This is a genomic window from Celeribacter sp., from assembly GCF_048261515.1.
Classification (GTDB): domain Bacteria; phylum Pseudomonadota; class Alphaproteobacteria; order Rhodobacterales; family Rhodobacteraceae; genus Celeribacter.
Window position 1 is genome coordinate 64,868 of sequence record NZ_JBLXFZ010000003.1, and the last position, 23,612, is coordinate 88,479.

General features: G+C 62.3%; 21 protein-coding genes and 1 pseudogene. 13 read left to right on the plus strand and 9 right to left on the minus strand.

Annotated features, from left to right (window positions below):
* Positions 1–153: 153 nt before the first annotated feature.
* A complete protein-coding gene (locus ACN0SC_RS07350) occupies positions 154–1,497 on the minus strand; it encodes a substrate-binding protein (RefSeq protein WP_417249019.1) in 1,344 nt (447 codons plus the stop codon).
* 279 nt (positions 1,498–1,776) lie between these two features.
* On the opposite strand from ACN0SC_RS07350, the gene ACN0SC_RS07355 reads away from it, so the two are divergent.
* The 11 genes from ACN0SC_RS07355 to ACN0SC_RS07405 all read left to right on the plus strand — a co-directional run bounded on the left by ACN0SC_RS07355 (position 1,777) and on the right by ACN0SC_RS07405 (position 13,636).
* On the plus strand, positions 1,777–3,219 hold the full coding sequence (locus tag ACN0SC_RS07355; protein ID WP_417249020.1) for a short-chain fatty acyl-CoA regulator family protein: 1,443 nt from the start codon (positions 1,777–1,779) through the stop codon (positions 3,217–3,219).
* A gap of 72 nt (positions 3,220–3,291) precedes the next feature.
* The gene (locus ACN0SC_RS07360; RefSeq protein WP_417249021.1) at positions 3,292–3,672 is read left to right on the plus strand and encodes a response regulator transcription factor; all 381 of its coding nucleotides are present in this window, start codon (positions 3,292–3,294) and stop codon (positions 3,670–3,672) included.
* Positions 3,665–4,087: a hypothetical protein gene (locus ACN0SC_RS07365; RefSeq protein WP_417249022.1), complete on the plus strand. Its 423-nt coding sequence runs from the start codon at positions 3,665–3,667 to the stop codon at positions 4,085–4,087. The genes ACN0SC_RS07360 and ACN0SC_RS07365 overlap by 8 nt, the downstream gene beginning before the upstream one ends.
* A gap of 3 nt (positions 4,088–4,090) precedes the next feature.
* Positions 4,091–6,829 (plus strand): ATP-binding protein, encoded by a 2,739-nt coding sequence (locus tag ACN0SC_RS07370; RefSeq protein WP_417249023.1) that lies wholly within the window; start codon positions 4,091–4,093, stop codon positions 6,827–6,829.
* 158 nt (positions 6,830–6,987) lie between these two features.
* The gene (locus tag ACN0SC_RS07375) at positions 6,988–8,232 is read left to right on the plus strand and encodes a FliM/FliN family flagellar motor C-terminal domain-containing protein (protein WP_417249024.1); all 1,245 of its coding nucleotides are present in this window, start codon (positions 6,988–6,990) and stop codon (positions 8,230–8,232) included.
* A gap of 85 nt (positions 8,233–8,317) precedes the next feature.
* The gene (locus tag ACN0SC_RS07380) at positions 8,318–8,443 is read left to right on the plus strand and encodes a hypothetical protein (protein ID WP_417249025.1); all 126 of its coding nucleotides are present in this window, start codon (positions 8,318–8,320) and stop codon (positions 8,441–8,443) included.
* Positions 8,444–8,504: 61 nt separating this feature from the next.
* Positions 8,505–8,711 (plus strand): hypothetical protein, encoded by a 207-nt coding sequence (locus tag ACN0SC_RS07385; protein WP_417249026.1) that lies wholly within the window; start codon positions 8,505–8,507, stop codon positions 8,709–8,711.
* A 171-nt stretch (positions 8,712–8,882) separates the two neighbouring features.
* Complete coding sequence (locus ACN0SC_RS07390) at positions 8,883–10,871, plus strand: enoyl-CoA hydratase-related protein (RefSeq protein ID WP_417249027.1); 1,989 nt, start codon at positions 8,883–8,885, stop codon at positions 10,869–10,871.
* A 423-nt stretch (positions 10,872–11,294) separates the two neighbouring features.
* A complete protein-coding gene (locus tag ACN0SC_RS07395; RefSeq protein ID WP_417249028.1) occupies positions 11,295–12,284 on the plus strand; it encodes an XdhC family protein in 990 nt (329 codons plus the stop codon).
* Between the two features lie 68 nt (positions 12,285–12,352).
* Positions 12,353–12,832: a (2Fe-2S)-binding protein gene (locus ACN0SC_RS07400; RefSeq protein ID WP_417249029.1), complete on the plus strand. Its 480-nt coding sequence runs from the start codon at positions 12,353–12,355 to the stop codon at positions 12,830–12,832.
* Between the two features lie 9 nt (positions 12,833–12,841).
* Entirely contained in the window at positions 12,842–13,636 is a 795-nt protein-coding gene (locus ACN0SC_RS07405; protein WP_417249030.1) for an FAD binding domain-containing protein, read from the plus strand.
* A gap of 112 nt (positions 13,637–13,748) precedes the next feature.
* On the opposite strand, the gene infC is transcribed toward ACN0SC_RS07405, so the two are convergent.
* A complete protein-coding gene (gene infC, locus ACN0SC_RS07410; protein ID WP_417249237.1) occupies positions 13,749–14,294 on the minus strand; it encodes a translation initiation factor IF-3 in 546 nt (181 codons plus the stop codon).
* A gap of 192 nt (positions 14,295–14,486) precedes the next feature.
* Between infC and ACN0SC_RS07415 the strand changes: the two genes are divergently transcribed.
* Entirely contained in the window at positions 14,487–15,260 is a 774-nt protein-coding gene (locus ACN0SC_RS07415) for a hypothetical protein (RefSeq protein WP_417249031.1), read from the plus strand.
* Positions 15,261–15,390: 130 nt separating this feature from the next.
* Here the strand turns inward: ACN0SC_RS07415 and ACN0SC_RS07420 are convergent, their stop codons facing one another.
* The 5 genes and pseudogenes from ACN0SC_RS07420 to ACN0SC_RS07440 all read right to left on the minus strand — a co-directional run bounded on the left by ACN0SC_RS07420 (position 15,391) and on the right by ACN0SC_RS07440 (position 19,504).
* On the minus strand, positions 15,391–16,227 hold the full coding sequence (locus tag ACN0SC_RS07420; RefSeq protein ID WP_417249032.1) for a ferredoxin--NADP reductase: 837 nt from the start codon (positions 16,225–16,227) through the stop codon (positions 15,391–15,393).
* A 113-nt stretch (positions 16,228–16,340) separates the two neighbouring features.
* Positions 16,341–16,715 carry a DUF934 domain-containing protein gene (locus ACN0SC_RS07425; protein ID WP_417249238.1) on the minus strand — a complete coding sequence of 125 codons (375 nt, stop codon included), beginning with the start codon at positions 16,713–16,715 and terminating at the stop codon, positions 16,341–16,343.
* A 75-nt stretch (positions 16,716–16,790) separates the two neighbouring features.
* A pseudogene (locus ACN0SC_RS07430) lies at positions 16,791–17,540 on the minus strand (phosphoadenylyl-sulfate reductase); the annotation flags it as partial.
* Complete coding sequence (locus ACN0SC_RS07435) at positions 17,530–19,200, minus strand: nitrite/sulfite reductase (RefSeq protein WP_417249033.1); 1,671 nt, start codon at positions 19,198–19,200, stop codon at positions 17,530–17,532. The pseudogene ACN0SC_RS07430 and the gene ACN0SC_RS07435, both read right to left, overlap by 11 nt.
* The gene (locus ACN0SC_RS07440) at positions 19,193–19,504 is read right to left on the minus strand and encodes a DUF2849 domain-containing protein (RefSeq protein ID WP_417249034.1); all 312 of its coding nucleotides are present in this window, start codon (positions 19,502–19,504) and stop codon (positions 19,193–19,195) included. Before ACN0SC_RS07440 ends, ACN0SC_RS07435 begins: the two co-directional genes overlap by 8 nt.
* A gap of 147 nt (positions 19,505–19,651) precedes the next feature.
* Between ACN0SC_RS07440 and ACN0SC_RS07445 the strand changes: the two genes are divergently transcribed.
* Entirely contained in the window at positions 19,652–20,113 is a 462-nt protein-coding gene (locus ACN0SC_RS07445; RefSeq protein ID WP_417249035.1) for an Lrp/AsnC family transcriptional regulator, read from the plus strand.
* 27 nt (positions 20,114–20,140) lie between these two features.
* Here ACN0SC_RS07445 and trpE read toward each other — a convergent pair whose 3' ends face one another.
* The gene (gene trpE / locus ACN0SC_RS07450) at positions 20,141–21,655 is read right to left on the minus strand and encodes an anthranilate synthase component I (RefSeq protein WP_417249036.1); all 1,515 of its coding nucleotides are present in this window, start codon (positions 21,653–21,655) and stop codon (positions 20,141–20,143) included.
* A gap of 31 nt (positions 21,656–21,686) precedes the next feature.
* On the minus strand, positions 21,687–23,537 hold the full coding sequence (locus ACN0SC_RS07455; protein WP_417249037.1) for a peptidyl-prolyl cis-trans isomerase: 1,851 nt from the start codon (positions 23,535–23,537) through the stop codon (positions 21,687–21,689).
* Positions 23,538–23,612 lie beyond the last annotated feature (75 nt).

A 23,612-nucleotide genomic window follows, 5' to 3' on the forward strand; every position in this document is an offset into this window, starting at 1 on the left:
ATGGTCGAAACCCCTGTTGCCGTCGCCGTTTTCGGCGCGGGGGAAGGGGGTGCTGGAACCGCGTTTGGCGCGGCTCCAGCGGTATTTTGCCTGATTGCGTGATGCGCGTGATCCGTAGACGGGCCGCGCGCATCCCTTTGCAGGCGGAGCGGATTAGGCCCCGTCGTTGCACTCGCCCAGAGCACCACCCGCAAACATCGGGTGCTCGGGGTCATAGGTCACCTGAGCAGCAGGGGTGACTTCGACAACTTCGAGAAGGTCATACTCGGAGGTCGGGTTCTCTTTCCCGCGCACAACCAGCACGTCTTTGAAGCACTGGTGATCTTCGGCGCGGTAGAGCGTCTTGCCGTTGCCCAGACCGTCGAATTCGAAGCCTTCGAGCGCTTCGACAACCGCGCAGGGGTTGAAGGAGCCCGCACGTGCCACGGCGTCTGCGTAGAGCAGGGTCTGGCAATAGGTGGTGTGAGCGGCCTGCGACGGCGGGAAGCCGTATTTGGTGCCGAAGGATTTGACGAAGGCTTTGGACGCATCGTCTTGCAGCGACCAGTGCCAGTTGGTGGAGCCAAGGATGCCCTTGATGTTCTCACCAGCACCACGAGCCATCAGACGCGAGAAGAGCGGCACGACGATTTCGAAGTTCTTGTTGTTGACCATTTTCTCGCGCAGACCGAACTGAACGGCGTTGGTCAGCGAGTTCACCATGTCCCCACCGTAGTGGTTGAGTACGAGAACATCGGCGTCTGTTTGCAGAACGGGGGTGATGTAGGACGAGAAGTCACCCGCGCCGAGCGGCGTGCGGACGGTTTTGACCGTTTCCCAACCGAGGGCTTCGGTTGCGGCGACGATCGACTCTTCCTGTGTCCAGCCCCAAGTGTAGTCGGCGGTCAGGTGATAGGCCTTGCGATCCGCGCCATAGCGGGCGGCAAGCACGGGCGCGAGAGCCGCACCGGACATGTAGGCGTTGAAGAAGTGACGGAAGCCGTTGGCTTTCTTGTCTTTACCCGTGGTGTCGTTGGAGTGGGTCAGGCCAGACATGAAGATGATGCCAGCTTCCTGACACAGGCTCTGCACAGCCACAGCCACACCGGAGCTTGAGCCGCCAGTGATCATGATGGCGCCGTCTTTTTCGATCATGGATTTCGCAGAGGCGCGGGCCGCATCCGATTTGGTCTGCGTGTCGCCCGTGACGTATTCGACCTTGTGGCCCATGATGCCGTTACCTTCGAGCGCCTTGGAGCTGAAGGTGTTGAGCATGCCGCCGTCGCCTTCGCCGTTGAGGTGCTCGACTGCCAGCTCATATGCGCGCAGCTCGTCGGCACCCTCGTCGGCGTAGGCGCCAGACTGGGGAACGTTGAAGCCGAGTGTGACCGAGCCGCCATCGGGTTCATTGGTGAACGCTTGGGCGCCGGACGTGAAAATCGTGGGCAGCGCGAGACCAGCGCCAGCGACGGCACCGGTTCTTAGGACGCCGCGACGCGTGAGGTTGGTTTTGGACATATTTATCCTCCCTAGTGGTTTTATTTCGCATCCTCCCGCCTCCTCCGCGGTGGGTGCGAACCCTGAGCGACCCGTTGGACGGGCTTTTACAGGATGGGAAGAGTATGCGGGGGATCGGGAAAACTTCTCAACAACCCGCTTGGACTAAATGATTTTTTTGTTAACAATTACACAATGCAACGGTATGCATTGTAAAAAGCTTTTCGCGCAGTTGCAGCAATTTGCCTTTGCTAATGCAGAAAGGCGCTGAAAACACTTGATAATGGAGGGCCGCCCGACATGCCCCGCACATCGTTAACAGGAAGCCGTATCCGCGAACGCCGCACCCTCAAGGCGATCAAGCAGGCCGATCTGGCGCGTCGCGTGGGAATTTCGCCCGCCTATCTCAATTTGATCGAACACAATCGCCGCAGAATCGGGGGCAAATTGCTTGTCGATCTGGCGCGCGAGTTGGAAACGGATGTGTTGTCGCTGACCGAGGGGGCGCAGGCACCGCTGGTTGAGGGGCTGCGTGCGGCGGCGGCTGAAGCGGTTGGCGTGAGTGAGGCGCCCGAGACCGACCGCACGGAGGAGTTCGCAGGCCGCTTCCCTGGATGGGCGGCGCTCTTGGTACATCAACGCGGGCGGCTGGAGGCGCTGGAGAGGCGTGTCGAGGCTTTGAGTGACCGTTTGGCACATGACCCGTTTCTCTCGGATGCGTTGCACGACCTGTTGTCGACGGTGACGGCGGTGCGTTCGACGGCGGGCATTCTGAACACGGGTGACGATATTGACCCCGAGTGGCGCGCGCGGTTCCATCGGAACCTCTATGAAGACAGTCAACGCCTCGCCGAAGGGGCGCAATCGCTTGTGACCTATCTCGACACCATAGGGGAGAGCGAGATCAGCGCATCGACACCGCTTGACGAGGTGGAGGCGTGGTTGGCGGCGCGGGGATATGCGCTTGAAGCGGAGCGGGCGGCAGCATCGAAAGGCGGCACCGCTAAAGGGAGCGTGACGAAAGGGAGTGCCGCGACGGGGGAGAAGGGCGGCGCGGACGCACCGTCGCTCGGCGCGGCTTCCACGGAGAAACCCTCTCCCGCGCTCACGACCCAAGCGGCCCGCGAGTTGGCAGCACTTTGGGAGGAGCGCGCGCGTCAGGATGCGGCGGCCTTGCCTTTGCCGTTGATCGAGGACGCCTTGGGCGCGCAGGGGCTCGACCCGCTTGCTCTGGCGCGTGCGGGGGATGTGCCATTGGACGTGGCGATGCGGCGGCTGGCCACCCTGCCGCCTGACGGGGTGCGTGCCAACGTGGGGCTTGTCCAATGCGATGGCTCGGGAATGCTGACCTTCCGCAAGCCGCTCGACGGTTTCTCTCTGCCGCGCTTCGGGGCGGCCTGTCCGCTCTGGCCGCTCTATCAGGCGCTTCTGCGTCCTATGGTGCCGCTGCGCCGTGTGCTTGAAGTGCCTGGCCAGCCCGCGCGGCGTTTTCTCACTTATGCCATCTGTCGTCCGCGCGAGGGGGGCGGGTTCGACGCGCCGCAGATCGTCGAGGCCACGATGATGTTCGTGCCAATCGAGGCGGTGGACGAGCGTGAACGAGCCGCCGCGGGTGAAGCGGCGTTGGAGGTCGGTTCGACCTGCCGTGTGTGTCCGCGCAGCGATTGCGCCGCGCGCCGCGAGCCGTCGATGGTGGTGGGCGAGGGGCCGCAACCCGTGGGGCAGGGCGGCATAGAGGGGTGAGATGGCGGGAGTCTTTGACAACAGGGGCGCTTCGGCGCGATAAGGTAGGCGAGTAGGGAGAGAGGAACACCGATGGGCAAACGCGTTCTGCTGATCGAGGATGAGCCGAACATCATCGAGGCGATCCGGTTTATTCTGTCGCGTGACGGATGGACGGTAGAGACCCATTCCGATGGGGGCACCGCCGTGGATGCGGTGAATGCGAAAGCACCCGACATCGTCATTCTCGACGTCATGTTGCCCAATAAATCGGGGTTCGACATTCTTCGGGAATTGCGCAATTCGCCCGACCATGCGGCGCGCCCTGTGATGATGCTCACTGCACGTGGCCAGCAAAAGGACCGCGATATGGCCGAGGCGTCGGGTGTGTCCGTGTTCATGACCAAACCGTTTTCAAACTCCGATATGCTGGAGGCCGTGCGCGCACTTGCGGGCCAGACGGGCGATGCCTGAGAGCCGTGTTCCGCTCTATCTGGCGCGCGAGGGATATCGCCTGCGTCGCCTGATTGACGCGCAACGCTTCTTGCCTGCCGTGATCTTCGTGCTGTTCGTGCTGCCTTTGTTGTGGGGCGGCACGGAGACGGGGCGCCCCGTTGGTGACGGGCTGCGGGCGACGATCCATGTCTTCGTCGTCTGGGCCATTGGCATTGTTATCATGGTGGGGCTTTCGATTGCCCTGCGCAGGAAGGAAGCGCTCGCCCCCGAGATCACCGCCGCGCGCGCCTATGATGTTTTCGAGAGCGATGTGGATGTAATAGCGGGCGGCGCAGGCCTCTCGGGTCTAGCGGGCAGTGCGGGCACGTCGCCCCCACCGAACACATCGGACACCAGTCCAGACACGCCCGACACCGCACGCGACGAGGGTTGATCCATGCTGACCTTCAACGTCCTTGTGCTCGTCTGTTTCAGCTATGCCAGCTTTCTGTTCATTGTGGCATTCTGGGCGGAGAAGCGGGCCGAACGGGGACGTTTGGGCTGGCTGCGCTCGCCCGTGGTCTACACGCTGTCTCTGTCGATCTATTGCACGGCGTGGACCTTTTACGGCGCGGTGGGCTATGCGGCGCGGTCTGGGTTGGAGTTCGTGACGATCTACCTTGGCCCCTCTGTGGTGATGTTCGGTTGGTGGTGGGTGCTGCGCAAGCTGGTGCGGATTGGCCGCACGCAGCGGATCACCTCCGTGGCCGACCTGATTTCCTCGCGCTATGGCAAGTCCAATACCTTGGGCGTTTTGGTGACGCTGCTCGCGGTGGTTGGCACTACGCCCTATATTGCGCTGCAACTTCAATCGGTTGCTCTGTCGTTCGCGGTCTTTGGCCTGCATGAACCCGACGGGATGATCGTGCCCGACCTCGACAAGACCGCGCTATGGGTGGCGGGGGGGCTGACGCTTTTCACCATCCTTTTCGGCACGCGCAACCTCGACGCCAACGAGCGCCATCACGGGGTGGTCACGGCCATCGCGCTGGAAGCCGTGGTCAAGTTCATCGCCTTGATCGCTGTGGGCATATTCGTCGTCTGGGGGATTGGCGGGGGAATGGGCGAGACACTGGCGAAAATCGACGCCTCACCGCTGGCGCAGCAGAGCATCGACGGGACGCGCTGGGTCACGCTGACGCTTCTGTCAGGGGCGGCTTTTCTGACCCTGCCTCGGATGTTTCAGGTGCTTGTGGTTGAGAACCCCGACGAAAGCCACCTTTTCACCGCAGGCTGGGCCTTTCCGCTCTACGTCTTCGGCATGTCGCTCTTTGTCATCCCGATTGCGGTGATGGGGCTCAATGTGCTGCCTGCTGGATCGAACCCCGATATGTTCGTGCTGACCCTTCCACTGAATTACGACAAGCAGGCTCTGGCCGCGCTGTCGTTTCTTGGCGGGTTTTCCTCGGCCACCTCGATGGTGATTGTCGCGGCGATTGCGCTGTCCACGATGGTGTCGAACCACATTGTCATGCCGATCTGGCTGTCGAGCCGCATGGACGGTGCGACGGTCTCGGGCGATGTGCGTTCGGTTGTGCTGCTGTCGCGGCGGCTGTCTATCGCGGGGGTGCTGGGGCTTGGCTATCTCTACTTCAAGTTCTCTGGCGGCTCCGAGGCGCTGGCCTCCATCGGTATGATTTCGTTTACGGGCGTTGCACAGGTGTTGCCCGCGATGATCGGTGGAATTTTCTGGCGCGGGGCGACGCGGGTTGGCGCGATTGCGGGGATCGTTGTGGGCTTTGTGATTTGGGCCTATGCGCTCTTCCTGCCCTCCTTTGGCGCGGGGGCGGGCTATACGGAGGCCTTCCTTGCCAACGGGCCGTTTGATTGGCACTGGCTCCGCCCGCAGGCGCTTTTCGGGGTGGAGCATCTCGATCCCGTGGTTCATGCTGTCGGGTGGTCGCTGTCGATCAATAGCCTGTTTTTCGTGATCGGGTCGCTTTTGTCCTTCCCGCGTCCTTTGGAGCGGTTGCAGGGGGCGCAATTCGTCAATGTCTTCGAGCATACGGGCCAGACGCGACGCTGGGCGCAGGATGTGGCGGAGGCCGAAGATCTTCTGGTGATGGCGCAGCGCATCCTTGGTCCCGTCGAGGCGCAACGGCTGTTTCAGGCGGAGGCGGAAGTTCAGGGAAAGCAGGGCTATCTCCCTGATACGACACCGCTTTTCATCGACAAGCTTGAGCGGGAGCTGGCGGGATCGGTAGGGGCTGCGACGGCCCATGCGATGCTAGGGCAACTGGCGGCGGGGACGGTGGTCTCGGTCGAAGATCTGATGGCTGTGGCCGACGAGACCGCGCAGATCATGGAGTATTCCAGCCAGTTGGAGGCCAAGTCCGACGAACTGGCACGCACCGCGCGGCAATTGCGCGAGGCCAACGAGAAACTCACCGCAGTGTCGATCCAGAAGGACGCCTTCCTGAGTCAGATTTCCCACGAATTGCGCACACCGATGACCTCGATCCGCGCCTTCTCCGAGATCTTGCGTGATAGCGGGCGCGGTGAGGAGGCGATGGACGCGGAGAACCTTGAACGTTTCTCCAGCATCATTCACGACGAGGCGCGGCGTCTGACGCGGTTGCTCGACGACCTGTTGGACCTGTCGGTTCTGGAGAACGGTCAGGTGACGCTCAACTGGACGCGCACGAACCTGCATGACGTGCTCAACCGCGCGGTTCTGGCCACGAGCCAAGGGCCGCTCTCGGGAGGCGAGGAGGGCGCGCAGGGCAGGGATGCAGGGTTGATCATCCACCGCACGGAATTGTCGGAACATATCGCCATCGAGACAGATGCCGACCGTCTTGCGCAGGTCTTCATCAACCTGATTACCAACACGCGCAAATATTGCGATGCCTCGGTGCCCGAATTGTATATCTCGGCGCGGCGCTTGGGAGAGGATCGGTTGCAGATCGACTTCGTGGACAATGGCACGGGCATTCCCAAGGAAAAGCAGGGGATGATTTTCGAGAAATTCTCGCGGCTTACCGACCATGCCAAGGCGGGTGGCGCGGGGCTTGGACTGGCGATTTGCCGTGAGATCATGGCAAATCTTGGCGGCTCGATCAGCTACCTGCCAGGGCAGGGCGGTGCGGCCTTCCGCCTCGAATTGCCACGGCGGCGCCTTCGTTCCGAGGGGTAGGTCCGCGCGCGTGGTGTCGGAGTGTGGCTCCGTGATCGGTGCGAAAATGTGGAAAAACCTCCACGGATCAAGGATTTCTTTACTTCATGGGGTCACAAATGACGGGAGTCCAACCGTTCAGGGGCCACAAGGTCCGCCGGAGTTCCAGCCGCACACCCATGTCCGACGCAGACATCATCTCAGCCCTCAAACGCAAAGCGGGCGCGGGCCGCCCCCCGCCTGAAGTCAGCCCCATGTCTCCGACAAAGGCAATACGCATCGGCTTTGCCAAGGCGGCGGAAGAGGTGATGGAGCTGGTTCTGGAGGTCGTGGAGGTGGGCGAGCAGCGCCTGTCCGTTGCCGCCGTGACCGAGCAAGTGCCCGAGTTCCCGCTGATGGCGCTTCTGGAGGGGCCGAATGAGCAGTTCGGTTTGATGGTCTTCGATCACAACGCGACCGCCGCCGTGGTGGAGCAGCAGACAACGGGCGCAGTCCTGCCGCTATCGCCAGAGGAGCGTCCCGCCTCGGCCACGGATGCGGTGATGTGCACCGATCTCATCAACCACATGCTCGAAGGGTTCGAGGCACAGATCGCGGAGGCCGTGGAGCCGCCTGAGGTCGCGGGTTTCCGATATGCCGCGCGGTTGCAGGAGGCGCGCTCGATCGCGCTGGCCTTCGATGATGTGCCCTATCGTGTCTATGATGTCATCGTGTCGCTCGGTCGTGTCGGGCGGCGGGGTCAGATACAGTTGGTTCTGCCGTTTCATCCGCCAAAGCCCAAGCCCGCGCATGGGGAGACGAGCGAATGGACCCACCAGTTCCAGAGCGTTGTGATGGGGACAGAGGCCTGTCTCGATACGGTTATGCATCGTATCCGCACAACCCTGTCGGATATCGAGACATGGGAGGCGGGCACGATGATCCCGATCCCGCGCGAGGCGCTTTCGCGGGTCGAGTTGCGCGCCAGCGACGGGCGTCTGGTTTCGCGCGGGCGGATCGGTCAGGTAAGCGGCTACCGTGCCCTGCGCATTGATATGGCGGCGGATGAGGGCGGAGAGGCGCTTGACGCCCGTCCTGCGCCTATGGCGGGCGAGGGCTTCGGCGCTTTGGCGGAAGAGGAAGGTGGCGGTCTGGCGGCATTGCCCGAGATTGATGGTGATCTGCCTGATCTCGGCAACATGGAGGGCGACGGAAGCGGTGTGGTGGACGGCGGCCTTGCTGGGGACATGAGTGGCGAGGTTGGCGCGGATACGGGTGGTGATCTGCCTGATCTGGACGACCTGCCGCCGTTGGGAGATGCTTCTGATCAAGGCGAATTGGGCGCGGATGCGGAGAGTGAGATGAGCGGCGATCTTCCCGATCTGGGAGATTTCCCGCCCATGGGGGAGGTCTCTGATCTCGGTGAACTGTCTGATCTGTCGTGACGCGGGAGGCCCTTCTTCGTGGCGGTTTGATCTGGATTAAGGCCCCGTCCGCGACATGGTGGCATAGTGGGTATTGAGAGAGCCGATGACCATCCCGCTTTCCAGCAACGACCAAGGACATCGAGCGATGGTTGACGTTGGCCTTTCTGGCCAGATCACTGGCTCAGGACACGCGGCGCGTGCCGCCGTAGTCGCAAGCGGGGAAATGTGATACCCTCGTATCCATGCGAGACGGCGGGATCGCGTTGCAAGAGTGAAAGGGAGGAACCATCATGACTGGCAAATCCAAGAGTGAAATTGACGCCATTGTGGATGCAATCGTCAATGACGAGGACACCGCCCGCGCGCTCAAATCCCGCTTGCACGAGGATGATCCTGAACAAACGTCGGAGGCCGCAGTGAGGCGGGCTGCCCCCGTGCAGGCACCTGCCGCCGATCGCGGCGATGACGCCGATCTGTGGGACAACCTGCCTGTCTAGCGCCCCCTGCGCTTGCCCTTACATCATCCTATGTCCGTAACCTGCGCCGCGCGCGTAACAATATCCTTGCACCGCCAAGGGCTTGCGCGCCATTATAGGCCAGACACGGGGCAAGATTGAGGGTTCACGGTGGCAGGCCACGCGCGCGACGACAATTCGCAACCCCCTTTGGTGACGCGGAAAACAGACGGCGATGTCGCCGTCCTGACCCTGTCGCGCCCTTTTCGGAATACTCTTAATGCGGCGATGCGGGCGGCTCTTCTGGAGGCCGTGACCGATTGCGCAGGCGACGCGGCGATCTCGGCCATTGTGATTGCGAGCGCGGGGCGCGGGTTCAGCGTGGGCCGTGCGGAAGCGGAAATCACCGCGCGCGAGGGCGATGCGGAACCCACGCTCACCACCCTTTGTACCGCAATTGCCGACAGCCCCAAACCCGTGGTCGTCACGCTCAAGGATGCGGTGTTCGAGGCGGGGTTGGCCGTTGCTCTGGCGGCGGATGTGCGGGTTGCGGGGCCAACGGCGCGGATGTGGTGCCCTGATGTAAGCTACGGCCTCGTGCCAGATGCGGGCGTGATCGTACGCGCTTTGTCCTTGGGCGGTATCGAGGCCGCCCGCGAATTGGTGATCAAGGCCGCTCCTCTGGACGCGAAGACAGCGCATGGATTGGGGCTGATTGACCACATCGCGAGTGAGGTGCCTGTGCGGCTTGCTGTTGAAAAAGCGAAAGAACTGGGCGCGAAAGGCTCAGGCGGCAAGGCTGCGCAGGAGATCGCTTTGACGGATATGGCCGGCGCTGTTCGATCCGCAGCTGCTTTGGTCAAAGAGATGGAGGGGCAGAGGTTGAATGCTCCCCGCCGTGCCGCCGCTGTGATCGAGGCGGCGCTTCTCCTGCCATTTGCTGCGGCGGTGTCGGGGGGCGATGTGGCGCGCGACGATCTTCGGGCGACGGCGCAAACACGCGCGCTTCTCCATATGCATTTCACATCGCGTAAAGCGACACGCCCGCGCGGGTTCACAGTGACGAAATCGGATGCGGTCAAGACCGTGGGCATTTCGGGCACGGGGAATATGGCGCTTGGACTGGCGATTGCCGCGCTGGATCATGGGTTGGAAGTGCGCCTGCGCGCGCCTGACGGTGATGTGGCGCAGGCGGATCTGGCGCGGTTGCATGAGGTTTACGCAAAAGGTGTGGCGGCTGGTCGCTTGGATGCGGCAGGGGCCGAAGCGCGGCTCAATCGGCTCCAGATCGGCGCGGCTCGGGAGGTTCTGTCGTCGGCGCAGGTGGTCTTCGAGGCGACAACGGGAAGCCTTGCGGCGCGGATAGAGGCCTTGGTCGCGGCGGAGGCGGATTTGCCCGCCGAGGTGCCTTTGGCCACCGTGGCCGACCGTGGCTATGAGGAGATGTTGGCGCGTGTGAGCCATCCCGAGCGGCTCTGCGTGGCACATGCTTTTGCGCCCGCGCAGATTTCACCGCTGGTCGAATTGGCGCGATTCCCCGAGACCAACGACAGGACAATGGCGCGCTTCCACTCCGCGTTGAACGCCATGGGCAAGCGCGTGGTGACGCTCGCGGCGCGTGACGGGTTGGTGGCAAACACCGTGCAGATGGCCACCTTCGAGGCGGTCGATGTGCTGCTCTTGATGGGCGCGCGCCCGCACGAAATCGACGCGGCGATGCAGGCCTGCGGTCGGGCCAAGGGGCCATGCGCCACGATGGATGCGCTCGGCCTGGCCCGTTTTCGCGGCGCGGTGGCGGCGCAACTGGCGGCAGAAGGTCTGACCTTTTTCGACGGGCGAGGCCGCGATGAGGAAGCCTGCGATGAGATCGACTACTTGCGTCGCGCGCACGGGCTGGAGGCGACCAACGTGTCACGCGCGGAGATCATCGGACGGATTTGCCTCGCCGAAGCCAATGCCGGCGCGCGGCTCTGGGAGGAAGGCGTGGTGGCGCATCCTGTCGAGATCGACACCATCATGGTCGGTGCCGCAGGGTATCCGCGCGAGGAGGGCGGGCCGATGCAATGGGCGGACGCTTTCACCCCGCTTCAGGCGGAAAAGGCGTTGCGGCATTATGAGAAGGCCGCGCCAGATATCTGGGCGCCTGCGGCAATTTGGCATGAGCTGATCCGCGACGGGAAGACGTTCAGCGACTTCAATTAAATCAATGGGTTATTAGGTATGTTGTCACTCAAGGTCCGATTTTGGCGGGCATTGGGTCGGGATCAATATGCGCAAAGTTGAATGGATTGATCCATGTCAAGGAGTGCGCCCGCGCCATGGCCTATTCCACTCGTGAACGCAAAGACACGGTCGGCAGTCAGTCCGCGTCATTGCATTCCTCCCGCGGGCCTCCTTCCAGTCGTCCGCGTCGTATCCTGCCTTTTGTGCGTGGGCAGAATACCTTACTGGCGCTCGAGGGTTATTGCGTTTCACCTCGGGCGCCATTTTTTCTCCCCCGTTCCGATACTTCGTTCCCTGCGGCAGATTGTGCGTGTGCGCCCAAGGGCTGTGATGGCATGGCGGGCGCTGTGGCGTTGCGTGGTAGGGCTGCGGCGTTAGATTGAAGGGAGAGGAGACTTTCGCATGACGCAGACTGGCGACGCCATATTGGAGACCGCGGCCCGATGGGCGCGCGCCGAGGGTGGTGCGGCCTTGGCTACGGTGGTGCAGACATGGGGCAGCGCGCCGCGCCCCGTGGGCAGCCAGATGGCGATCTCGGCAGCGGGCGATATGGCGGGGTCGGTTTCGGGCGGTTGCGTCGAGGGCGTGGTCGTGACCGAGGCCATGGAGATGATCGAAAAGGGTGCAGACACCCCGCGCATCATGGAATTCGGCGTGGCCAACGAAGATGCCTTCGCGGTTGGTCTGGCCTGTGGCGGCACAATCCGTGTGATGATCGAGCGCATCGGCGCGGGGCTTTCCATAGAGACATTGGACGCGATCACCGAGGCGCGCCGTGAGCGGCGGCCCGTGGGCTACCGCGTGGATCCTGTGACTGGGGCGGGAGATCTGGTCGGCCCGATGGATTACCCCGAACGGTTTGTGTCGGGAAAGTCGGGGTTTGAGCCCGTCGAGGGGGAGGAAGAGGGCGCATTTATCACCGTCTACGCTCCTCCCGCGCGCATTGCTATTGTGGGCGCGGTGCATGTGGCGCAGGCGCTCGTGCCAATGGCGCGGATCGCAGGGTTCGACGTGCAGCTTATCGACCCGCGCGGGGCATTCGCCTCGCAGGTGCGCTTTCCTGACGAGGTGGTTTCCGACGAATGGCCCGACGGGGCGCTTACGGCCTACGGTCTGGATGCCCGCACGGCGGTGGTCACGCTGACGCATGATCCGAAGCTGGACGATCCTGCGCTTATGGTGGCGCTGCGCTCTGAGGCTTTCTACGTCGGCTCACTGGGATCGCGGCGCACACATGCGAAACGGGTCGAACGACTGACACAGGCGGGGCTGGATGCGGCGCAAATCGCGCGGCTGCACGCGCCCGTGGGGCTGGACATCAAGGCCGCGACACCCGCCGAGATTGCGGTGTCGATCCTTGCGCAGATTATTGAGGACTTGCGCAGGTTATGAGGCGCGGGGCGCGGGTTTGGCCGCGGGCGCTTTTGTGATCTGCTGAGGGAGAAGAGGGAGAACACGGGATGGCAACACTCACGCTCAATATCAACGGGGCTTCGGTGACGGGGCCCGTCGAGGGGCGCACCCTGCTCGTCGATTTCCTGCGCGCGGCGGGGCTGACGGGGACGCATGTCGGCTGCGAGACCAGCCAGTGCGGTGCCTGCACCGTGCATCTCGACGGTGCGCCCGTGAAGGCCTGTTCTGTCTTTGCAATGGAATGCGAGGGCGGTGCGGTGACGACGATCGAGGGCATGGCCGATGGCGATGACCTCTCGCCGATTCAGGCGGCTTTCAAGGAACATCACGGGTTGCAATGCGGTTTCTGCACGCCAGGCATGGTGATGTCGGCGGCAAGCCTGTTGAAAGAGAACCCCAAACCCGACGAAGCGGCGATCCGTGCCCATCTGGAGGGCAATATCTGCCGCTGCACGGGCTACCACAATATCGTCAAGGCGATCATGGCGGCGAGCGGACAGGATGTCTCCGCCGTGGCTGAAAGGTAGGGGTGGGCCATGTATGATTTCGATCTGATCCGGCCTAAGACTTTGGCCGAGGCGCTGGAGGCGCTCAAGGATGAGGACGCTCAGGCGCTTTCTGGTGGGCAAACCCTGATCCCGACGCTGAAGGCGCGACTGGCGATGCCTGCTGCGCTTGTGTGTCTTTCGGGGCTTGAGGAGATTTCGGGGCTGTCGCGCGATGATGCGGGGCGGTTGTGTATCGGTGCGGCGACGACTCATGCGACGGTCGCGCGCGAAGCGGCAAGCGTGTTTCCCGCGCTGGCCGCGCTTGCGGGCGGGATCGGGGATGCGGCGGTGCGCACGCGCGGCACCATTGGCGGGTCGGTGGCCAACAATGACCCATCCGCCTGTTTCCCCGCCGCTGTGCTTGCTTCGGGGGGGGAGATTGTCACGCCTACGCGCAGCATCACGGCGGATGACTTCTTCACGGGCTTGTTCGAGACGGTACTGGAGGAGGGCGAGATCATTACGGAGATCCGCTTCCCAGTGCCTGTCCGTGCGGCCTATGCCAAATTCGAACAACCCGCCTCGCGCTTTGCCCTTGTCGGCGTCTTCGTGGCGCAGTTCGACGATGGCGTGCGGGTCGCGGTGACGGGTGCGAGCGGGGACGGGGTGTTCCGTTGGGAGGCGGCAGAGGCGGCGCTTTCGACCGAGTTCTCCGTGCTGGCGCTCAACGGTCTTGCTGCGCCAGATGCGGATCGGATGCTGTCGGACCCGCATGGCTCGGCAGAGTATCGCGCGCATCTCGTGACGGTCATGACCAGACGTGCGGCGGCGCTGGCGGGCTAAGGCGCGCGTAGGGCGGTGACAAACGAAAAGCCCCCGAAACCAGTGGCTTCGGGGGCAACCCTGTCAGACTCGGCGTCTGGTGCAGCGGCCCGTTGGTCGGGCCTACCGCGTGTTATTTCGGAAGTGGGCCGACCATCATGATCATCTGACGGCCTTCCATCTTCGGCATGTTCTCGACCTTGCCGATTTCCTTGATATCCTCGGCGACGCGCTCAAGAAGCTGGCGACCAAGATCCTGGTGCGCCATTTCACGGCCGCGGAAGCGCATGGTGACTTTCACCTTGTCGCCTTTTTCAAGGAATTTGTAGACGTTACGCATCTTGACCTCGTAATCGTGGGTGTCCGTACCAGGACGGAATTTCACCTCTTTGATTTCGATGATCTTCTGCTTTTTGCGGGCCTCGGATTCACGCTTCTGCTGTTCGTATTTGAACTTGCCGAAATCCATGATCTTACACACGGGCGGCGTTGCATTGGGCGAGATTTCCACGAGGTCGAGACCTGCTGCGGCGGCCATTTCCATGGCGCGGGCGGGAGTCACGACGCCGACATTTTCTCCTTCCGCCCCGATCAGGCGGATTTCAGGTGATCTGATCTTGTCGTTGATACGGGGACCAGTGTCACGGGTCGGCGGGGCTCTGTGTGGACGGCGGGCTATGGCGCGCTCCTATTCGTGGTTTACGTTATGATGCGGGAAAATAGGGCGAACGCGCGGGGCTTTCAACCGCAAACTCGGCGGTCGTCCGCGAGTTGGCTCAGTTTGCCTAAAATGCGCTTTTATTCGCAGGTGCAGCATGGCATATCGTCGCCTCAGGAAAGATTATATTCCGTTTTCATGTGAGGAAGACCAATGACCAAACGTTTCGTGACCGGTGCAATCATCACCAGCCTGGCGCTGACTCTGTCTGCGTGTAAAGAGGACGAGGCGAAATCCGCGGCCGAAGATACTGCCGCTGCGACGGAAACTGCCGCAGAAGAGACAGCAGAGGCTGCGTCTGACGCTGCTGAGACGGCTGTTGAAACCGTGGAAGATGCCGCCGAAGGTGTGGCTGACGCCGCTGAAGGTCTTCTTGATGCGGCCAAGGACGCTGCTGATGACGTGAAAGACGCGGCCGAAGAAATGGCCAGCGATGCGGCTGAAACCGTGACCGATGCCGCTGGCGAGGCAACCGAGGCTGCCGAAGACGCAATGGATGCGGCTGCCGATATGGCCGATGACGCGGCTGACGCTGCCGAGGGCGCTGTCGAAGGTGCTGCTGACATGGCTGACGATGCCGCAGACGCTGCCGCTGACATGGCTGACGACGCAACGGACGCTGCTGCCGACATGGTCGATGACGCTGCCGACGCTGCAACGGAAGGTGCCGCCGACATGGCTGAAGACATGGCCGATGATGCCGCTGCCGCTGTTGGCGACGCTGCTCCTGCCTTCAGCCTCGACGCTGCGAAGGAACTTCTGACGGTTGAGAACTTCAACCTCGATGCGGCCACCGCGATGCTCGAAAGCGCACCGATTGGCGAGGATGCGAAAGCCACGATCGTCACCGCGATGAGCCGTGCCAAGGATAACCCCGAGCTGCTCGGTGCTGTTCTCGAACGCGCACGTCAACTGCTCGACATGTAAGATTTAAAGGGCAGGGCGCTCGTCGCCCTGCCGCTCACCAGCGCCGTCTTTGCTGGTCAAATACTCAAAAGAAAACCCCGCCTGTTATGGGCGGGGTTTTTCATTTTAGGGTCTGAGAGAGCGGCGTGGATCAGTCCACGAAGGCCTTCTCGACCACGTATTCTTTTGGCTCGGAATTGGCCCCTTCGCGCAGGCCGAAGCCGTCGAGAATGGCCATGATGTCCTTGTTGAACGCAAGGTTGCCGCAGACCATGCCGCGGTCGGTCTCGGGGTTGATCGGCGCGATGCCGAGATCTTCGAAGACCTTGCCAGACTTGAGGTTGTCGGTGACGCGGCCCATGTGGTGGAACTCCTCGCGGGTCGTCGTCGGGTAGTAGCGCAGCTTGCCATCCTCGATTTCGGAGAGGATTTCGTCGCTCTTGATATGTTCGACCAACTGGCGACCGTATTCCAATTCACTCACCTCGCGGCAGGTGTGCATCAAGATCACTTCGTCGTATTTCTCGTAGACTTCGGGTTCGCGCATCAGCGAGGCGAAGGGGGCAATCCCCGTGCCTGTGGCGAAGAACCACAACCGCTTGCCCGGAAGCAGCGCATCGACCACCAGCGTGCCCACGGGTTTGGGGCGCAGGATGATCTGATCACCAGGTTTGATGTGTTGCAGGCGCGAGGTCAGCGGACCGTCGGGCACCTTGATTGAGTAGAATTCCAGATGCTCTTCCCAGTTGGGTGAGGCAATGGAATAGGCGCGCAGCAGAGGCTTGGCCTTGCCGGTCTTCGGGTTCACGTCCCCCATCAGCCCGATCATCACGAATTCGCCCGAGCGGAAGCGCAGGCTTTGCGGGCGTTCGACCTTGAAGGAGAACAGCCGGTCGTTCCAGTGTTTCACCTCCAACACCGTGGTGGCGTCGGGCAGGGTGGGGACGGTTTTTGCTTTTGCTTCGGTCACTGTGCTCAACTCGGTCATATCGTGTCTCGACGCTCTTTAATGGGGGATGGTGGACGCATCAATGATCCAGATCAGTCCGGATCATTGTGCGCGTGGCTTCCATAAGCGCGCGCTTGCGTCCTTGTGACGGTTCAGGCGGATTTGCGCAAGCGCGACTGGTAGTCGCGGGCCTGCCAATCGGCGCGGGCGAGCCATTGTGCCTCGGGTTGGCGTGTGGCCAGTTCGGGCGAGATTTCGACCTCGTCAAACCCCGACCGACGCGCCATGGCGTATTGATCCGCGATCACGTAGCCGCATGCGCGTAGCCGCCCAGTGAACCCGCCCGCACGCAGCAGACGCGCCAGTGTAAACCCGCGCCCGTCCGAGAAGGTTGGGAAGTCGATGCGGATGGCGTCGGCGTTGTGATATTGCGCCAGCGTTGCGGTGTCCGTGTCGGATGGCAGGTCGATCCAGTCGCCCGTGTAGGTCTCTTTGGTGAAGCCTGCGTCAGTCACGATGACGTTCATCTGGGTATCCCCCGTGTCGGTCTCGGTTTCGGTATGGGTGTCTGCGGGCGTCACCGCGATCTCGTCCACGGGCGGCAGTGGGCCGCGCACGATCTTGCCGTCGACGATGTGGATGCCGCACTCTTCCTTCTTGCTGCCACGCCAGCGACCCGCGCGCGGATCTTCGCCCTCCTTGACGGGCGAGGTGCAGGGTGCGCAGCCAATCGAAGGATAGCCCTTGGCTACCAGCGGGTGACGGGGCAGGCGGTTGTTGATCATATACTCTTGAAGGTCTTCGCGTGCCCAATAGGCCAGCGGATTGATCTTGATCCGCGTGTCGGCCTCGTTCTCGAAGAAATCGAGTGTGCCGCGCTTGCCGCCCTGAAAGCGTTTGCGCCCTGAAATCCATGCGTCAAACCCGCCAAGCGCGGATTGCAACGGTACGGTTTTACGTAGGTCACAGCAGGCATCGGTGTCGCGTTGGTGCAGCAGCCCGTCGGGGTCATGCGCGGCCAGTGTGGTGGCATTGGGGCGGATGCGGCGCACATCGCGCAGGTCGAGTTTTTTGATCAGGTCGAGCTGATACTCGATGGTCTCGGGAAAGAGCATTTCCGTGTCGATGAAGATCACGGGCGTGTCGGGTTTCATCACCGAGATCATGTGCAACAGCACAACGCTTTCCGCCCCGAAGGACGACACTAGCGCGATCCGCCCCAGTTCCGCATCCCGCAACGCCAGTTCCAGAACGGAGGTGGCGGAGTGGTTGTGATAGCGGTCGTTGAGCCGCGCGACACGTTCGTCGATCGTGCCGTATTCGCTCAGAAGTCTGTCGGCCTCATGCGGCATTGGCGCTGTCCTTGGCTGGCGCATAGAGCGCCTCTTTGAACGGTTCCATTCCAAGACGGCGGTAGGTTTCGAGGAAGGTTTCCTCGGCACTCACGCGCAAATCCAGATAGGCGTGGATCAGTCGCTCAATGGCGGGCACGATCTCGTCATAGGCAAAGCCCGGCCCCGTGCGGGTGCCGATCACGGTTGTCTCCGTGCCATCGCCGCCCAGCGTGATCTGGTAGTTCTCCACACCTGCGCGGTCGAGGCCGAGAATACCGATGTGGCCCACGTGGTGGTGCCCACAGGCGTTGATGCAGCCCGAAATCTTGACCTTCAGCGGGCCGATCTCATGCTCCAGTTTCAATTCGTCGAAACGGGTTGCGATCTTTTGGGCAACGGGGATCGAGCGGGCCGTGGCCAGCGCGCAATAGTCCATGCCGGGACAGGCGATGATGTCGGAGACAAGCCCGATATTGGCCGTCGCCAGACCCGCCGCCGTGAGCACCTTGTGCAGGGCGGGCAGGTCGGATTTGTGGACATGGGGCAGAATGACGTTCTGCTCGTGGGAAATGCGCAGCTCGTCATGTCCCCAGTCGCGGGCGGCCTGCGCCAGCACGCGCATCTGGTCGGCGGACACGTCGCCAGGGGTCTTGCCATGCGCCTTGGTCGACACAGTGACAATCGCGTAGCCCTCAGCTTTATGCGCGGCGAGGTTGGTGTCTGCCCATGAGCGGAACACGGGGTCGCTGCCATAGGCGCGGTCAAAGGTGCCGGTGGCTTTCGTGGCAAAGGCGGGCGGGGCGAAATAGGGTTCGATCTCGGCCAACACATCGAGTGCTGTCTCGTCGAACAGCCCGCGGATCGCGTTGAACCGTTCGGCCACACGGACGCGGATGTCGTCGATGCCATGCTCGTGGACGGTGATCTTGATCCGAGCCTTATACTTGTTGTCGCGCCGCCCGATGGAGTTCCAGACCGAAATCGTCGCCTCCAGATAGGGCAGAAGGTCGACCATTGGCACAAACTCGGATAGCACCTTGCCCACCATCGGTGTGCGGCCAAGCCCGCCGCCAACGATCACTTCCGCACCCAGCACATCGCCGCGACGTTTGAGCACCAAGCCGATGTCATTGGCGCGCACCACGGCGCGGTCGGCTGTTGCGCCTGTCACGGCGATCTTGAACTTGCGCGGCAGGAACTGGAACTCGGGGTGATCGGTGGACCATTGGCGGATCAACTCGGCCACGGGGCGCGGGTCGGTCGCCTCGTCTGCGGCGGCACCTGCGAAGTGGTCGGCGGTCACGTTGCGGATCGTGTTTCCGCTCGTCTGGGTCGCGTGCATCTCCACATCGGCCAGCGCGTCGAGAATGTCGGGTACATCCTTGAGCTTGGGCCAGTTGTACTGGATGTTCTGGCGCGTGGTGAAATGGCCGTAGCCCTTGTCCCACTTCTCCGCGATGAAGGCGAGTTGATCCATCTGGTTGGGGTTGAGCGTGCCATAGGGAATAGCCACGCGCAGCATATAGGCGTGCAATTGCAGGTAGAGACCGTTCATCAGGCGCAGCGGACGGAATTCCTCCTCGGTCAGGCTACCGTCGATGCGGCGTTCGACCTGTGCGCGGAACTGGGCGCAACGGGCGCGGACAAAGCTCTCGTCGAAGTCGTTGTATTTATACATTGGCTTCTTCCTCAAATTGCTTGCCGTGGGCGTAGTTGGACGGCCCCTTGCGGCGGAAGTCCTCGCGGAAATGGCTGGGTTCGGGCTGGCCGTTCTCGCCTGCAACCGCATCGGCGAGATAGGGGCCCACAACAAAAAGATCGGCCTCCGCCTCTTTCAGTGCGGCCTCGGCGGCTTCCTGTTCGACATAAAGCGTTGCCTCGCGCAATTCGCGGACCCAGTGACCGTTCTCGGCGAGATAGATCACGTCGCCCTCAAGCAGTGCGTTGGCGGTGACGACTTTTGGTGTAAAGGGACGTGCCATGCTGGCCTCACATTTCGCTTGCGATTTCTTGTCGCTAATTTAGAACATTGTTCCTGTATTTGGACAGTCCTGCGGGGGATTAAGGAAGTTTGTTCTGCGTGCGGAGAGGGTTCGGGTCGGCATTCCATGAAACGGGAGAAAAGCGAAATGACAGTCCAACTCGACGCTATGGATCGGAAAATCCTGCGCGAGCTTCAACGCGATGCAAGCCAGTCGCTCGATGAAATTGCCAAAACAGTGGGCTCTTCGAAGACGCCCGTTTGGAATCGCATCCGCAAAATGCGCGAGGGTGGGGTGATCGGCCACGAGACGGTTATCCTCGACGCCGACGCGCTCGGGCTGGAGGCTTGTTTCTTCGTTCTGGTCAAGACGAACGCTCATGACGCGGATTGGCAAGACACCTTCCTCAAGGTGCTTCAGGCGCGGCCCGAGGTTCTGGAGGCGCATCGGCTGGCGGGGGAGATCGACTATATCCTCAAGGTCCGTGTGGCCAATGCGAAGGCCTACGACACCTTCTATCAGGCGCTGATTTCAGAGGTCTCGATCTACAACGTGACCGCGCTTCTTTCGATGGAAGAGATCAAATACACGACACAATTGCCCGTCTGATCGGGAATGGGCGCGGGCGCGGTTTGATCAGGTGTTGCCGCGCCGCGCGAAACGACCTGCATCGCGGGCGGCCGCGCGCAAGGCGTTGGATTTGTTGACGGTTTCCTCGAACTCAAGCTGCGGATCTGAGTCGTAGACGACCCCGCCACCCGCTTGGATATAGAGCTTCTCGTCCTTGAGAACGCCTGTGCGCAGGGCGATGCACATGTCCATGTCGCCGTTCGCGGAGAAGTAGCCAACACCACCGCCATAGACGCCGCGCTTTTCGGGCTCCAATTCGTCGATGATCTCCATCGCACGGACCTTCGGCGCGCCTGAGACCGTGCCCGCAGGCAAGCCAGCGAGCAGGGCAGAGAGCGCGTCCTCGTCGTCTTTCAACTCGCCCACCACGTTGGAGACGATGTGCATGACGTGGGAATAGCGTTCGATGATGAATTCTTCGGTCGGGCGCACGGTGCCGATTTTCGAGACCTTGCCCGTATCGTTGCGGCCCAGATCGAGCAGCATCAGGTGCTCGGCCAATTCCTTCTTGTCGGCCAGAAGATCGGCCTCAAGCGCCTTGTCCTCGGCGGGGGTCGCGCCACGTTTGCGGGTGCCTGCGATCGGGCGGATCGTAACCTCGCCATCAAAGACGCGCACGAGAATTTCGGGGCTTGCGCCGACGATCTGGAACCCGCCGAAGTTGAAGAAGAACATGAACGGCGAGGGGTTGGTGCGGCGCAGAGAGCGGTAGAGCGCGAAGGGCGGCAGGGGAAACTCCTGCGTCCAGCGCTGCGCGGGGACAACTTGGAAAATGTCACCCGCCTTGATGTATTCTTTCGCCTTTTCAACGGCTTGTTTATAGCCGTCCTGCGTGAAGTTGGACACTGGCGCAGGGGCTTCCCATTCCTGTCCGAGATCGGCGGATGCGCCCGAGGGCGCGCGGTCGAGATCGCGCAGGGCATCCATGACGCGCTCGGCGGCCTGCGCGTAGGCGGCCTTGGCCGATTGGCCGTCCTTGACCCATGCGGGCGAAACGATGATCACTTCACCCTTTACCCCGTCGAGAACGGCCACAACCGTCGGGCGCATCAGCACCGCGTCGGGCAGGCCGATGGGGTCGGGGTTCACATCGGGCAGATGCTCAACGAGCCGGATCATGTCATAGCCGAGATAGCCGAACAGCCCCGCCGACGCCGCAGGCAGTTCGTCGGGCAATTCGATGCGGCTTTCGTCGATAAGCGCACGGATGGCGGCGAGGGGATCTCCGTCGAGCGGGGTAAACGTGTCCGCGTCAAACCGTGCGTCGCGGTTGATGGACGAGGTCTTCCCGTCGCATTTCCAGATCACGTCGGGTTTCATCCCGATGATCGAATAGCGCCCGCGCACCTCGCCCCCCGTCACGCTTTCGAGCATGAAGCTGTCCGTGCGCGCGCCCGCGAGTTTGAGCATAATCGAGACGGGCGTGTCGAGGTCGGCGGCCACCTTGGCGTAGACGACCTGATTGCGACCCGCGTTATAGGCGGTCTCGAATGCGTCGAAGGACGGGGTGATCGTGGCCATGGCTTAAGTCTTCCTCGCGGTCTCTGATCGCTTAGGGCATCTGTGCGTGAACGGCGCTCACGGCGGTCTGGTTGACGGAAACGCCTTCGCTTTCGCGCAGACGGGCAGCAAAGGCCGATATCACATCCTGCGCGGCACCTTGCCCGGCTTGTTCGGCGTATGTCGCGGAAATGGCTTCGATTTCCTCGTTCTTCTCGGGGGCGGCAACTCGGGTGATCAATGCCACAACCACGCGATCCTCGCCCTCGATCACGGTCGTCGCGCCTTCGGCTACACCAGGAGAGAAGACTGCGTCGATGAAGCCTTCGGGCATGGTGGCGACGAAATCGCGGCGGGTAATCTCTTCGAAGGTTTCCAGCGGCAGACCAAGGGTGGAGAGCGCCGTGCCGGAGGCCACTTCGGTCTCAAGCTCCTCGGCGCGTGCGCGCAGGCGGGTCATTGTCTCGGAGGCAATCCAGTCGGCGATGACCTGATCGCGAACCTCGTCGAGCGGGCGCAGGGTCGCGGGCACAATCCCGTTGAGGCGCAGCGCAAACACACCGCCATCGGAAAGCTCGATGATCTCGGGGTAGTCGTCCTCGGTCACGGAGCGCGCGGCCTCGGCGAAGGCTTCATAGGCGGCGATGTCGTCCTCGGAGGCATTGGTCCAGTTGATTTGGTCCAGTACCATTTCGGTCTCTTTGGCGAGGTCTTCGAGGGTGTAGCCCTCGGCCAGCATGTTGTCGAATTCCTCAAGACGCGCGGCGATATCGCGACGAGCGGCATCGGTGGCAAGCTCTACAGCAAGGTCGTCGCGGGCTTCCTCGAAGGGGGTCTCGCTCGCCTCAAGAATGCCGTTGATGCGGAAAATCGCGGGGCCGAGGTCGGTCATTGCGGGGCCGACGACGCCTATATCGTCTATTTCGAAGACGACCTCAGCGGCGGCACCGAGGTCGGTGGCGGTTACATCGCCCAAATCCGTGTCGATCAACTCCAGCCCGCGGGCCTCGACTTCGGCGGCAAAATCGCTCTCGCCCGCCGTAATGCGGTCGGCGGCGGCCTGCGCGTTTTCTTCCGTGTCGAACACCAGACGCTCCACGAGGCGGCGTTCGGGGCGTTTGAACTGTGCGATGTTCTCGTCATAAAGCTCGCGCAGGAGGGTCTCGTCGACCTCGACACTGTCGGAGAGCATCGCGGGGGAGAGCCAAGCGTAGGTGATGTCGCGGGCTTCGGGCGCGGTGTAGGCTGCGGCGTTGGCCTCGTAATAGGCGTTGATCTGCTCCTCGTCGGGCGTGCCAACGGGTGTTTCCAGATTTGCAGCCGTTAGCGTGGCGGTCTCGATGGAGCGGCGCTCGCCGAGCCATTCGGTGATTACCTTGGAATAGGTCTCAGGCATGGTCACGCCCGTGGCCAGAGCCCCTTGCAACAGCGCGCGCGCCGCGTCGATGCGCACGCCAGCCTCGAATTCGGTGCGGCTCATGCCTGTGCGCTCAAGCGCCAGATCGTAAAGCTCGGGGTCGAAGGAACCGTCTATCCCCTGAAAGGCGGGGGTGGCCAGAATTTCGCGGCGCACGGCGTCGTCGCCGATGGAAATCCCGATCCGCCCCGCTTCGCCATCAAGTGCCGCGCGGGTCAGCAGCCCGTCGAGCACAGTGTTGGTGAAACCAAAGGCTTCGGCCTCCTGAATGGTGACTTGCACGCCCGTTTGCGCCTCGAAGGCGGCAATCTCGTTTTGCAGGGCGCGCGCGTAGGTGTTTACGTCCACCTCTTCGTCACCCACGGAGGCGACCGAGCTGACCGATCCGCCGAAATTGGTCGCGCCAAATCCGCCGAGGCTGATGATCAACAGACCCAGAATGCCCCAAACCACCATTTTTCCGCCTGAACCCTTGCCGCTCGCCATCTCGGTTTCTCCCCTTTTTCTGTGCCGAAATGTCTAGGCGGTTCGTGGCAGGCCTGCAAGGCGGATCGCACCGAA

What these genes read in the sequence shown, in the direction of transcription:
- ACN0SC_RS07360 (WP_417249021.1), top strand. Translation starts at nt 3,292, where the DNA reads ATGGGCAAACGCGTTCTGCTGATCGAGGATGAGCCGAACATCATCGAG.
- ACN0SC_RS07380 (WP_417249025.1), top strand. Translation starts at nt 8,318, where the DNA reads ATGACCATCCCGCTTTCCAGCAACGACCAAGGACATCGAGCGATGGTT.
- ACN0SC_RS07395 (WP_417249028.1), top strand. Translation starts at nt 11,295, where the DNA reads ATGACGCAGACTGGCGACGCCATATTGGAGACCGCGGCCCGATGGGCG.
- ACN0SC_RS07445 (WP_417249035.1), top strand. Translation starts at nt 19,652, where the DNA reads ATGACAGTCCAACTCGACGCTATGGATCGGAAAATCCTGCGCGAGCTT.
- ACN0SC_RS07365 (WP_417249022.1), top strand. Translation starts at nt 3,665, where the DNA reads ATGCCTGAGAGCCGTGTTCCGCTCTATCTGGCGCGCGAGGGATATCGC.
- ACN0SC_RS07425 (WP_417249238.1), bottom strand. Translation starts at nt 16,715, where the DNA reads ATGAACGTCATCGTGACTGACGCAGGCTTCACCAAAGAGACCTACACG.
- ACN0SC_RS07440 (WP_417249034.1), bottom strand. Translation starts at nt 19,504, where the DNA reads ATGGCACGTCCCTTTACACCAAAAGTCGTCACCGCCAACGCACTGCTT.
- ACN0SC_RS07375 (WP_417249024.1), top strand. Translation starts at nt 6,988, where the DNA reads ATGTCCGACGCAGACATCATCTCAGCCCTCAAACGCAAAGCGGGCGCG.
- ACN0SC_RS07355 (WP_417249020.1), top strand. Translation starts at nt 1,777, where the DNA reads ATGCCCCGCACATCGTTAACAGGAAGCCGTATCCGCGAACGCCGCACC.
- ACN0SC_RS07370 (WP_417249023.1), top strand. Translation starts at nt 4,091, where the DNA reads ATGCTGACCTTCAACGTCCTTGTGCTCGTCTGTTTCAGCTATGCCAGC.
- ACN0SC_RS07350 (WP_417249019.1), bottom strand. Translation starts at nt 1,497, where the DNA reads ATGTCCAAAACCAACCTCACGCGTCGCGGCGTCCTAAGAACCGGTGCC.
- ACN0SC_RS07420 (WP_417249032.1), bottom strand. Translation starts at nt 16,227, where the DNA reads ATGACCGAGTTGAGCACAGTGACCGAAGCAAAAGCAAAAACCGTCCCC.
- ACN0SC_RS07435 (WP_417249033.1), bottom strand. Translation starts at nt 19,200, where the DNA reads ATGTATAAATACAACGACTTCGACGAGAGCTTTGTCCGCGCCCGTTGC.
- ACN0SC_RS07385 (WP_417249026.1), top strand. Translation starts at nt 8,505, where the DNA reads ATGACTGGCAAATCCAAGAGTGAAATTGACGCCATTGTGGATGCAATC.
- ACN0SC_RS07415 (WP_417249031.1), top strand. Translation starts at nt 14,487, where the DNA reads ATGACCAAACGTTTCGTGACCGGTGCAATCATCACCAGCCTGGCGCTG.
- ACN0SC_RS07405 (WP_417249030.1), top strand. Translation starts at nt 12,842, where the DNA reads ATGTATGATTTCGATCTGATCCGGCCTAAGACTTTGGCCGAGGCGCTG.
- ACN0SC_RS07400 (WP_417249029.1), top strand. Translation starts at nt 12,353, where the DNA reads ATGGCAACACTCACGCTCAATATCAACGGGGCTTCGGTGACGGGGCCC.
- trpE (WP_417249036.1), bottom strand. Translation starts at nt 21,655, where the DNA reads ATGGCCACGATCACCCCGTCCTTCGACGCATTCGAGACCGCCTATAAC.
- ACN0SC_RS07455 (WP_417249037.1), bottom strand. Translation starts at nt 23,537, where the DNA reads ATGGCGAGCGGCAAGGGTTCAGGCGGAAAAATGGTGGTTTGGGGCATT.